Source organism: Bradyrhizobium elkanii WSM2783 (assembly GCF_000472865.1).
Classification (GTDB): Bacteria; Pseudomonadota; Alphaproteobacteria; order Rhizobiales; family Xanthobacteraceae; genus Bradyrhizobium; species Bradyrhizobium elkanii_A.
In genome coordinates this window covers 89,384-99,205 of sequence record NZ_AXAP01000031.1, presented here as the reverse complement: position 1 = coordinate 99,205, position 9,822 = coordinate 89,384, and the positions used below count along the sequence as shown (strand labels likewise).

Sequence of the window (9,822 nt, the reverse complement as noted above, 5' to 3'; positions counted from 1 at the left end):
GCCAAGCATTTGGAGCTTGCGGCTGAGATGATGCGCGCCGACGCAAGCCTCCATCCCGATCAAGCACGGCGGCAGGTTGGCGAGCCGCGTTTCCACCTGGCCGCGTGACCACTTCTGTCGCAGCACGATGGCACCGCGGTGATCATGACCCACGAGGTGGAACGAGTTCTTGCCGATATCGATGCCGATCACGGCGATCGCTGCGTTGAGCTTCTGAGACATGGTGTGCTCCTTGTCTTGAGCGCCCCTTGCCAGCTTCTCGCACTGGCAGGGCCGGAGCACGGCCGGACCATTCCATTAGCCGACCATCGGATATCCCGTCGACGGTCTTGAAGCAAAACCGATTAGACTTGAACCTTCGGCGCGCCTGCCTCGACCTACGTCTGGGATAAATAGACCGTGCCCGATAACGAAGAGGCGTCCTTCGGGATGCAATGCCGTCGTATCGTTTGGGGATGGCATGGAGACGATAACGATCCCGCGTCGCTTTCGTGGTCCGCCCAATTCGGGCAACGGCGGCTATGTCTGTGGGATGCTTGCGCGCCAAATTGCCGGTGCTGCGGAAGTAACACTGCGCGCTCCACCGCCCCTGGAGACGGAGCTGGATCTCGTCGAGGTCGGGACGGGGATATGGGAGTTACGCCAGGGCACGGCAACAATAGCAGTCGGCCGGGCCGTCACGCTTGACCTGAGCCGGCTTGAGAGGGCGACCTACGCCGAGGCGGTGGAGGCTGAGAAGCGCACTCCCGTCAAGCCGCACGAACATCTACTGCCGATGTGCTTCGTTTGCGGGCCTGACCGGGCGCCAGGCGACGGGCTACGGCTTTTCGCCGGACCACTGGTCAGACAACACGGCAGTGGGGCCTTTGCTGTACTTTGGACGCCCGACGCCTCTCTCGCCACTGCTGATGGCCTGGTTGCACCTGAGTTCGCATGGTCCGCGCTGGATTGTCCGACCGGCTACGTATCCCAGTACGACCCCGAAACTGGGAACTTCAACGTTTTGCCGATCTTGCTCGGGCGCCTTTCCGTGCGCATCGACGGGCCACCGCGTCCGGGCGAGCGATGCGTGGTGACGTCCTGGAAAACCGGCAGCGAAGGTCGGAGTCTCATCGCCGAGGCGGCGCTGTTTGGTGAAGAGGAGAACCTGCTCGCAGTCGGCCGTGCCGTCTGGATTATCGTCGATCGCCAGGTTCAGCTCGGAAAGACGTAGAGAGCTGCGGCCGCCGGAAGGCCGGACCACGGAAGGCGATGTGTCCGCCCCAAGATGATCCTTCGCGTTATGGCCCGTAGCGGCCCGGACGACGGCTCCAGCATCGCCCGCTCCGACGTCTACGCGATCGGCAATTTGCACTATGAGTTCCTCAACGGCACCAGGATCGATGTCGTTGGACGCTGAAGCGGCGACCGAAGTGTGGACCTCGCGATTGATGACGCCATACCGCGCGCTCGCGATGGCGGTGCGCAACGAGGAGCGAGCCTTCGCCTTCTGCTCATATCTCGCGGCCTACTCAGAGACCCGGAAATCAAAAAGGAATTCGAGGCGATGGTCAAGGAGGAGCTCGGCCACGTCGCTACGCTGCGGAAGGAACGGCGTCGCGCCTATCACCGCGAGCATGACCGGAAGAAGGCCGACGGAGCGCCGGCGCAGGTCGAAGCGGGAAGGCTCGAACGACCGCGCAGCTTGCCGATCTCGAGCGGCGCCTCACCGGACCGGCCGCCGCCCGCACTCGCGAGCTTCTCGAAGAGACGATCGGATGGCCGACGAGGCCGTCGGTTTCGCAAGCTCCCGGGTGCCCTCGAACGGAAGGTTTCGCTGGAGATCGAAGAGATCCTCGTCGACGGGTACCTCGATGGGCGGAGCGCTCCGATGACGCGACCCGCGTCGAGACCCTGCAGCGGCTCGCGGAGAAGGCGATTTCCAGACGGGCATGGTTGCGTTCCCTTGCCTCGGGCTAACATCCGCAGCCGCAACTGAAGTGGCGTTTTAGAGACGTCGGTTGAGGTGACGCCGTCGATGGTTCCATCCCGAGGACTCACAAGCAGCAGGTTCTTGTCGTCGAGCATCACCTATTCGTAGCTCCGCACCGGTTGGCCACGTCTCCAGGCTCGCAGGCACCTCGGCCGACTTTAGCCCGTCGGGCAGCTTCGCGCCATCGCGGGCCGGAACCTTGGCGCAGCTGCTTCTCCGCGACGCCGCCGATGCTCCACGCGATCACCTGCCTCTGCGTCGCGATCAGACCGATCGGATCCCTCCGCTCGTTCGATCTGCTCATCCCAGTAATCGTCATGGAGCGCGCCCGGAGTGCCTAGGAATCCGGGCTCCGGTTCATCGGCATCCAGGCAGCGAACAACTTGGCACGGATCGACCGGCGCAAGGTCCGGGCGCGGTTCGAACAGTGGTTCACGTCAAACCGGATGGCGCGGGTGCCCACCGCCAACGGCTTCTCGTCGACAGGCACGCCTCGGTCGCGTTTCCGGTCAGCTCGCGCCAGGGTCTCCGCTCGTCCCCTGAGTTTGTAGTCGGGATTCTCTGGTAGGGCTGAAGCACGGGGCGCCGACCCAAGCAGCGACATCGCGCTTTGCGGGCAGCGCCTTTCCAGCGTGAGCTATGTACGATTCCTACGCTGTTCTCCTTTCTATCCAGGAACATCGATCGCGCCATCATGTTGGATTCCGGGGCGTTGTAACGGGACAATGCGACCGCCGGCGAGGGCCGCGGCGCACGAGGGAATTTTTGACCATGCAAGACACGATCACACAGACGGAACAAAAAACAGAACAGGCAGCAGAGCGGCAAAAGCAGGCCGGCGTGAACCAGCTCGATCAAGTGGCCCACGCCGTACATGGTGCCGCCGATGAACTTCAGCAACAAATGCCCAAGGCCGCCGAATTCGTGCATGCGGCCGCTTCCCGCCTCGAAGAGGGGGCGGGCGCGCTGCGCAACAGAAGTCTGCAAGACCTCATGGGCACCTTCAACGATCTCGGTCGCAAGGAGCCATTGGCGGTCTTCGGAGGCGCGGTGCTGGCCGGATTTGCGGTTTCGCGATTTCTCAAGAGCTCCGCAGAGAACAAGCGCGGAGGAAACACGTCATGACACAGCTACGCTCGGTCCCCGAGATCATCAGCGATCTGTTCTCCCAGCTCACGGTGCTGCTCCGCAAGGAGGCGCAGCTTGCGCGCGCTGAGGTCTCCGAGAACATGGCCAGCATCGGCAGAGGTCTCGGATTGATCGTCGGCGGCGCGGTGCTGCTGATACCCGCCCTCGTCATCCTGCTCCAGGCCGGCGTTGCAGCGCTTGCCGAGCGCTACGGCATGGCTTCCCACTGGTCGGCCCTGCTGGTCGGCGGGATCGCGCTGATAGTCGGAATTATCCTCCTTCTGGTCGGCGTCAGCCGCCTCAAGGTCGAAAACATCATGCCCAGCAAAACCGTCCACCAGCTCCAACGGGACGCCTCGGTGGCGAAGGAACAAGTGAGTCAGGATCATGAGCCACGCCGAGCAGCTTGAACGAGAGGCCGAACAGACACGTGCGCAGATTGCGAGCACGCTAGGCGAATTGCGCGCCTGCATGACGCCCGGGCACGTCCTTGATCAACTGGCAGATAGGGTAAGCGACGGCGCCGGCCTGGCATTCGCCCGCAATCTGAGAGACCAGGCCGTCCGCAATCCGATGCCGCTCGCCCTGATGGGAGCAAGCCTGGCTTGGCTGATGCTGGGCGGCGGCAGGTTGACAGACGGGGTCATGCGCCGCGGGGGCGAGCGTCTTCGCGACGCCGCCATCGATACCGCCGAGAGCGTGCGTGATGCAGCCGATCGGGCCGGCAAGTCTGCGGCGGATAAAGGCACCGAATGGAGCGATAAGGCCTCCAGGGTCGGAAGCGACACCACCGAAAGCGTGAGGTCGACCGCCGAGGACGCCAAGCGGGCGGCTTCACAGACCGGAGACCGGCTGCGTGACATGGCGGGTTCGATGTCCGCTTCTGCTCAGCAGACCGCTTCCGAGGCAGCCGAGGCAGTGCGGGACAGGGCCCGGTCCGCGAAGGATTCCGTACAGCAAAGCGCCGCGGCCGGCTACGACGCGGTCGCGGACACAGCTCGGCGGACGGCATCTTCGATGACGGAATCAACCAAAGCCGCAGGACAACGAACGCTGCAGACGGGCAGCACCTTCCTCGATTTCTGCCGCGAACAGCCGATGCTCCTGACTGGGCTTGGGATCGCCGTCGGCGCGCTGGTCGGCGCCTTACTGCCGGCGACCGAAGCCGAAAATCGCCTCATGGGAGAGACGAGCGACAGCATCAAGGACCGCGCGCAGGATTTGGCATCGGAGCAGATCGAGGGCGCCGAGAAGATCGGCAAGCGCGCGCTCGACGCGGCGGCAGTCAACGAGGCGTCCCAACAGGCGGAAGGCGCAGCTCAGAAAGCAGAGGGCGGCGAGGCCACACCGGTGCGTCGCTCAGAGACGTCCGAGCGTGAGACGCGAGGGCAGCCCTGGTCGCCCCAAAATGCGCCGCTCTGAGCGCAGGAGCAGCCACGGCAACCGGCCTTTGTGGGCCGCCGCCGTCACGCTGACACTGCTCGCCCTTGGCTTTCGGCCGCGACGACTCTCGGCGACACTGGCCGAAAACAAGAGCGGACATCCGCGAACCGACGAAGGCCGCGGACGTCTAGCGAGTACGCCTTCAGAGATCCCGGCGCGGGGCTGGAAGGACATTCTGCTCCGGGTGTATCAGAACATCTCGGAGCACCGCGTCGTCGCTCTGGCGGCCGGAATCACCTTTTACACCCTGCTGGCGATCTTCCCGGCGATTGCCGCTCTCGTCGCCGTCTACGGATTGTTCGCGGATCCCGGCGCGCTGACGGTGCAGCTGGGGCAATTGTCGGGTCTGCTGCCGGGAGGCGCCATCGACATCATCCGTGATCAGTTGACGCGGGTCGCTTCCCAGCGCGGCAGCACGCTCGGCCTTACGTTCATCGTCGGCCTGGCGGTTTCGCTGTGGAGCGCCAACGCAGCCATCAAATCGATCTTCGACACCCTCAACATCGTGTACTCCGAACGCGAGAAGCGCAGCTTCGTCAAGCTCAATGCCATTTCGCTCGCCTTCACGGCCGCAGGCATCGCGTTCGTGCTGATCGCGATCGGCGCGATGCTCGCGCTCCCGCCGGCGTTCAAGTATCTGGGCCTGTTGGATCGGACCGAATTGCTTCTGCGCGTCTGCAGGTGGCCCGCTTTGTTCATCGTGGTCACGCTGGGACTGGCGTTTGTCTATCGATACGGGGCCTCCCGCGAGAAGCCGAAGTGGCGCTGGATCACCTGGGGAAGCGCATTCGCGGCCCTCGGTTGGCTCGTCGCTTCGATTCTCTTCTCTTGGTACGCGGAGAATTTCGGGAGCTTCAACAAGACTTATGGATCGCTCGGCGCCGTGATCGGCTTCATGATGTGGATCTGGCTATCGGCCATCGTGATCCTGGTCGGTGCCGAACTCGACGCCGAGATGGAGCATCAGACAGCGCGAGACACAACGAGGGGCCGGCCCAGGCCTCTTGGAACTCGGCAAGCGACGATGGCTGACACCATCGGGCCTGCCCGAGATTGATCCCGCAATTACCGGAGCGGGCGCGATGATTGAAATGGATACCCTGCTGGTGAAATGCCCCAACTGCGGCGCATGGCCGATGGCCGCGGGCCTGCCGACAGCGCCCTATGCGCAACACGACGTGCGGCTGAGATGCGCCAGATGCGGACATGGTGAAGAAGGACGGCTGTGCCGGTCCGGAACGGTGGAGCGGCTCCCGCAGCAGCCGCGCGCAGAGCCCGCGTACCGATGAAGATCCGCGCGCACGCGGAGAGCCATATCGTGGAGCTAGAGGACGGCTCGCGGTGGCAAATCTTTCCCGGCGATCTCGATCTCACGCTGGACTGGAAGCCCGAGACGGACCTGACAGTCGTCGAAACAGGGGAAGAGGTCGCCTCTCATGCGCTGCTCGGCGGCGGCGTGAAGGTGCGCGCGATGCCCGTCGGCGAGAGCTGGCCCGCGAGGGAGGTCAAGGACGCGCTGAAGGGCGGTTGAGCGGCGTTGTGGCTGCGCGCGGCTCTCGTCGTAACCGGCCAAAGGAGCGGTTTGAGTTGCCATGGAAGACGAGAAAACCCGACTGCTGACGGAGGCCCAAAGATGCCGCCGCCTAGCGGGCTCGATCAACGATCCGGACGGCGCCGCCGCGCGACTCAACGCGTTGGCGGAGGAATACGAACGACGTGCCAACGACTCGCAAGCCGCCAAGGACGGGAAGGGATGAGCTCCCTCAGGCCTCGCCCGATCCGGGTAGCGCCGTCCGGGACGATGCGCAGCGGCCGCATCGGATGCTCGGTGGAGCGGGCCAACGGTGAAGACTTGCTGCCCTTGGCGTCGTATCGCCGGCCAGCGCCAGCAATCGGCGTCTAGTAAACGGGTCGCCTCTTCCGGCGAGTTCGCGTACGCGATGGGCCAGCGCCCGATAGAATTCTTGCTCCAGCTCCATGACGCGGTACGGCTAGCCGAACGTGCACGGCACAACCTACAGCCAGGTCGTGGTGCACACTGGGTCCAGCATCGGCCGCGAACTGCCTAAGGCCGACGCCGTATACGTCTGCGCGGCGGCCACCACTCCGAGCTGGGCTTGGATCGATGCCCTGCTTCCCAGCGGCCGACTGATGTTTCCCTTGGCACCGGAGTTCGGACTGGGCGGTATGCTGCGCGTGACGCGGCCTCAGGCTGGTGACCGGTGGCCCGCAACGTTCGTATCCCGCGCGAGATTCATCGGCTGCACGGGACTTCAAGGCGATCCGGAAGAAAATGAGCGCCTCATCAGGTCCTTCGCCGAAGGGTGGGATCGCGTGCGATCGTTACGGTTCGATGATCGAATGGATGAGACTTGCTGGTTTGCCGGAACCGGGCAGAATATCGATTACGTCGCGATTGAGGCTCCTATCGGCGACTTCAACGAAGCGGTGGACAAGTTTCGGCGCGAAGGCGGCTTAGGCCTCAACATCGCCGAGCCGTTCAAGCTGGATGCGTTCGCGTATTGCACCGATCTTAAGGAGCGCGCCCGGCTCGGTGGTGCGGTAAACGCGATGAAGTTCGAGGTGGATCGGGTGACTGGAGAAAACTTCGACGGCGTCGGTCTTACCAACGATATCACACGCAATCTCGGCCGCTCGATGAAGGGGCGCCGGGTGGCGCTGCTCGGCGCGGGTGGCGCAGCACGCGGCGTTGTGCTGCCGTTCCTCGAGCAGGGGCCGGCGGAGCTGGTCATAGTAAACCGCACCGCAACTAAGGCGGAAGAGCTTGGGTGTCAGTTTAGGCAATATGGGCCGATTACTGCGATCGGCTATTCGGACCTCGGCGACAAAAACACGTGGCCGGTTCGATCTAGTCGTGAACGCAACCTCTGCCAGCCTGCACGGCGAGCTTCCGCCGATAAGCCCAGAGGTCTTTGGCGACGATTGCCTTGCCTATGAGTTGCTATATGGAAAGGGTCTTACGCCATTCCTCCGGGTGGCGCGGAACGCCGGCGTGAAGCGGCTTGCAGACGGAGTCGGTATGCTGGTCGAGCAGGCGGCGGAGGCGTTTGTGTGGTGGCGTGGCTTCCGTCCTGACACCGGGACCACAATCAAAAAACTTACCGTGCCGCTCGAATAGTCCAATCACAGAAACTTCGGACCCGATGCAAAAATCGTCAGCCGATGTTGGCCGGCTGCGCCTCCCGCGCTCCGCATGACGCTTCTATCCGAGCGGCGAGGCAAAGCCCCCTTGGGTGAGCCGACGCGACGGATTGCAGAACCTGCGAGTCACGGACGCTATCGTCCAAGCGGCGAAAATCGGACTGACGGGCATAGGTTAATCAATTGTCGGCTCGTCATTGACGTCCCTTATTGGCCGTGCGCCCCGAAGGCGCGAACCATCAGTAGAGGAGGATTCTACCCGGAAAGTTGTCGATTGGTCCGGTAGCTAGCGAGCAGCTTGGTCGGGTAACCGGCTGGGTTGGAGCCTCGCGAAAAAGGTCGCCGTAGGGCGGCTGAGCGATCCGGCGGGCCGTAACGTGAGTAAAGCCTGAGCAGGCCTCGAAAGTGACAATGCGGATGCCGACCCTCCGGCCAATTGGGAAAGGCTGCATAAGCGGGGAAGCAATCGACATGTGCACCCGCCTAATCCGCCGGGGTAGTAGGCACGGCACGTCGGAAGGGTGGTTCGAGTAATCGGGGGAGACCCGTTGATGGCGAGGGTAGCGGCCTCAACGTCGCAACAGGCGGCGGTCACAGCGGGAGTCGGACAGGGTCGTAGGAGCGCTGATGCCGTGTAATGACGGCGGAGCAAAGGACCCTGACTTCTGGTGCGCTTTTGACGATGGTGAGGTGAAGGTGATTGGCGATGAGCCTGGCAACGCCTGAAAAGATCCGGATCCTTCAGAGAAAGCTCTATTGCAAGGCTAAGGTGGAGCCCGCCTTTCGCTTCTACGTGCTTTACGACAAGATCTGCCGAGAAGACATCTTGCGCCATGCCTATGTGCTGGCTCGCGGCAACGCGGGGCGCCGGGGGTGGACGGAGTGACCTTCGCGGCGATTGAAACGTCGGGCCTAGGTGTGGCTGGCGGGTTTGCGCGAGGAATTGATCTCGAAGACGTACCGGCCCAGTCCGGTGCGGCGGGTGATGATCCCGAAGCCGAATGGTGAAGGCGAGCGTCCGCTCGGCATTCCGACAATCCGCGACCGGGTGGTTCAAACCGCCGCCAAGCTGGTGTTGGAGCCGATCTTTGAGGCTGACTTCGAGGACAATGCCTACGGCTATTGTCCCGCGCGCGGGGCGGTGGACGCAGTCAAGGAAGTCCACCGGCTCATCTGTCGGGGTTACACCGACGTGGTCGACGCTGATTTGTCCCGCTACTTCGATACGATTCTGCATTCCGACCTTATGAAGTCGGTGGCGCGTCGGATCGTCGATCGGCACGTGCTGCGGCTGATCAAGCTGTGGCTCAAAGCGCCGATCGAAGAACGGGATGAAGGCAATGGGACCCGGCGCATCAGTGGAGGCAAGAGCAACACTCGCGGCACGCCGCAAGGTGGCGTTGCGAGCCCACTGCTTGCCAACATCTATATGAATCGGTTCCTGAAGCATTGGCGGCTGACGGGGTGTGGGAAGCGTTCCGTGCGGACGTTGTCGCGTACGCCGACGACTTCGTCATCCTCAGCTGCGGATACGCGACTGAGGCTCTGGCGTGGACGAAGGCGGTGATGACCAAACTCGGGCTCACGCTCAACGAGGCTAAAACCTCTGTGAGGAATGCTCGACAAGAACGCTTCGACTTCCTGGGCTACTCGTTTGGACCGCATCGCTTCAAGGCAAACGGTAAGCGGTATCTGAGCGCGAGCCCGTCCAAGAAGAGTATCCAACGGCTCAAGACGGAGGTCCGGCGACTGCTGGTGCCCAGCAACGTCGATCCGTGGGATGAAGTGCGCGACACACTGAACAGGTCACTGCTCGGTTGGTCAAACTACTTCAGCTTCGGAACGCGGAGTTCGGCCTACCGGGCTGTCGACCACTATGTCTATGAGCGCGTACGAGACTTCCTTGCCAGACGGCACAAGGTGGCAGGGCGTGGCACACGGCGGTTCTCTCTTGAAGTTGTCCACGGAGAATGCGGCCTGCTGCGCCTCGAACGCCTGCCCCGGATTGCCACGTCGAATGCCTCGCGATGAAACTGGTCGGAGAGCTGGATGCCGGAAATCGGCACGTCCAGTTCGATGAGCGGGGACGGGAAACGGAGTGTTGGCCATCGGCCCCA

The 9,822-nt window shown here is 63.2% G+C and carries 12 protein-coding genes and 1 pseudogene; 12 read left to right on the top strand and 1 reads right to left on the bottom strand.

The features are described 5' to 3' along the window. Nucleotides 1–222: pseudogene (locus YY7_RS0125320) on the bottom strand (IS110 family transposase); the annotation flags it as partial. Between the two features lie 238 nt (nucleotides 223–460). Here YY7_RS0125320 and YY7_RS0125315 point away from each other — a divergent pair. From YY7_RS0125315 to YY7_RS63375, 12 genes are all read left to right on the top strand, one after another. Next, entirely contained in the window at nucleotides 461–1,213 is a 753-nt protein-coding gene (locus tag YY7_RS0125315) for a hypothetical protein (RefSeq protein ID WP_028165683.1), read from the top strand. 1,530 nt (nucleotides 1,214–2,743) lie between these two features. Then, nucleotides 2,744–3,097, top strand: a complete 354-nt coding sequence (locus tag YY7_RS52670) for a hypothetical protein (RefSeq protein WP_051396892.1) — start codon at nucleotides 2,744–2,746, stop codon at nucleotides 3,095–3,097. Further along, the gene (locus tag YY7_RS0125285; protein WP_028165682.1) at nucleotides 3,094–3,510 is read left to right on the top strand and encodes a phage holin family protein; all 417 of its coding nucleotides are present in this window, start codon (nucleotides 3,094–3,096) and stop codon (nucleotides 3,508–3,510) included. The genes YY7_RS52670 and YY7_RS0125285 overlap by 4 nt, the downstream gene beginning before the upstream one ends. Next, complete coding sequence (locus YY7_RS0125280) at nucleotides 3,488–4,522, top strand: DUF3618 domain-containing protein (protein WP_028165681.1); 1,035 nt, start codon at nucleotides 3,488–3,490, stop codon at nucleotides 4,520–4,522. The genes YY7_RS0125285 and YY7_RS0125280 overlap by 23 nt, the downstream gene beginning before the upstream one ends. Next, nucleotides 4,509–5,600: a YihY/virulence factor BrkB family protein gene (locus YY7_RS52665; protein WP_080663829.1), complete on the top strand. Its 1,092-nt coding sequence runs from the start codon at nucleotides 4,509–4,511 to the stop codon at nucleotides 5,598–5,600. The genes YY7_RS0125280 and YY7_RS52665 overlap by 14 nt, the downstream gene beginning before the upstream one ends. A gap of 228 nt (nucleotides 5,601–5,828) precedes the next feature. Further along, complete coding sequence (locus YY7_RS0125270; RefSeq protein ID WP_028165680.1) at nucleotides 5,829–6,074, top strand: hypothetical protein; 246 nt, start codon at nucleotides 5,829–5,831, stop codon at nucleotides 6,072–6,074. 61 nt (nucleotides 6,075–6,135) lie between these two features. Beyond that, nucleotides 6,136–6,300 (top strand): hypothetical protein, encoded by a 165-nt coding sequence (locus tag YY7_RS60635; protein WP_155255310.1) that lies wholly within the window; start codon nucleotides 6,136–6,138, stop codon nucleotides 6,298–6,300. Between the two features lie 244 nt (nucleotides 6,301–6,544). Next, nucleotides 6,545–7,501, top strand: coding sequence for a hypothetical protein (locus tag YY7_RS63395; protein WP_051396891.1), 957 nt, complete (start codon nucleotides 6,545–6,547; stop codon nucleotides 7,499–7,501). An 82-nt stretch (nucleotides 7,502–7,583) separates the two neighbouring features. Further along, the gene (locus tag YY7_RS63390) at nucleotides 7,584–7,682 is read left to right on the top strand and encodes a hypothetical protein (RefSeq protein ID WP_245287385.1); all 99 of its coding nucleotides are present in this window, start codon (nucleotides 7,584–7,586) and stop codon (nucleotides 7,680–7,682) included. Between the two features lie 729 nt (nucleotides 7,683–8,411). Further along, nucleotides 8,412–8,591 (top strand): hypothetical protein, encoded by a 180-nt coding sequence (locus tag YY7_RS63385; protein ID WP_245287384.1) that lies wholly within the window; start codon nucleotides 8,412–8,414, stop codon nucleotides 8,589–8,591. Between the two features lie 99 nt (nucleotides 8,592–8,690). Then, nucleotides 8,691–9,272, top strand: a complete 582-nt coding sequence (locus YY7_RS63380) for a reverse transcriptase domain-containing protein (protein WP_245287383.1) — start codon at nucleotides 8,691–8,693, stop codon at nucleotides 9,270–9,272. Further along, nucleotides 9,272–9,736: a group II intron maturase-specific domain-containing protein gene (locus tag YY7_RS63375; protein WP_245287382.1), complete on the top strand. Its 465-nt coding sequence runs from the start codon at nucleotides 9,272–9,274 to the stop codon at nucleotides 9,734–9,736. The genes YY7_RS63380 and YY7_RS63375 overlap by 1 nt, the downstream gene beginning before the upstream one ends. The last annotated feature ends 86 nt before the right edge of the window (nucleotides 9,737–9,822 follow it).

Excerpts from the sequence above, each read along its gene's own strand:
- YY7_RS0125315 (WP_028165683.1), top strand. The coding sequence starts at position 461 with ATGGAGACGATAACGATCCCGCGTCGCTTTCGTGGTCCGCCCAATTCG.
- YY7_RS52670 (WP_051396892.1), top strand. The coding sequence starts at position 2,744 with ATGCAAGACACGATCACACAGACGGAACAAAAAACAGAACAGGCAGCA.
- YY7_RS0125285 (WP_028165682.1), top strand. The coding sequence starts at position 3,094 with ATGACACAGCTACGCTCGGTCCCCGAGATCATCAGCGATCTGTTCTCC.
- YY7_RS0125280 (WP_028165681.1), top strand. The coding sequence starts at position 3,488 with ATGAGCCACGCCGAGCAGCTTGAACGAGAGGCCGAACAGACACGTGCG.
- YY7_RS52665 (WP_080663829.1), top strand. The coding sequence starts at position 4,509 with ATGCGCCGCTCTGAGCGCAGGAGCAGCCACGGCAACCGGCCTTTGTGG.
- YY7_RS0125270 (WP_028165680.1), top strand. The coding sequence starts at position 5,829 with ATGAAGATCCGCGCGCACGCGGAGAGCCATATCGTGGAGCTAGAGGAC.
- YY7_RS60635 (WP_155255310.1), top strand. The coding sequence starts at position 6,136 with ATGGAAGACGAGAAAACCCGACTGCTGACGGAGGCCCAAAGATGCCGC.
- YY7_RS63390 (WP_245287385.1), top strand. The coding sequence starts at position 7,584 with ATGCTGGTCGAGCAGGCGGCGGAGGCGTTTGTGTGGTGGCGTGGCTTC.
- YY7_RS63385 (WP_245287384.1), top strand. The coding sequence starts at position 8,412 with ATGAGCCTGGCAACGCCTGAAAAGATCCGGATCCTTCAGAGAAAGCTC.
- YY7_RS63380 (WP_245287383.1), top strand. The coding sequence starts at position 8,691 with ATGATCCCGAAGCCGAATGGTGAAGGCGAGCGTCCGCTCGGCATTCCG.
- YY7_RS63375 (WP_245287382.1), top strand. The coding sequence starts at position 9,272 with ATGACCAAACTCGGGCTCACGCTCAACGAGGCTAAAACCTCTGTGAGG.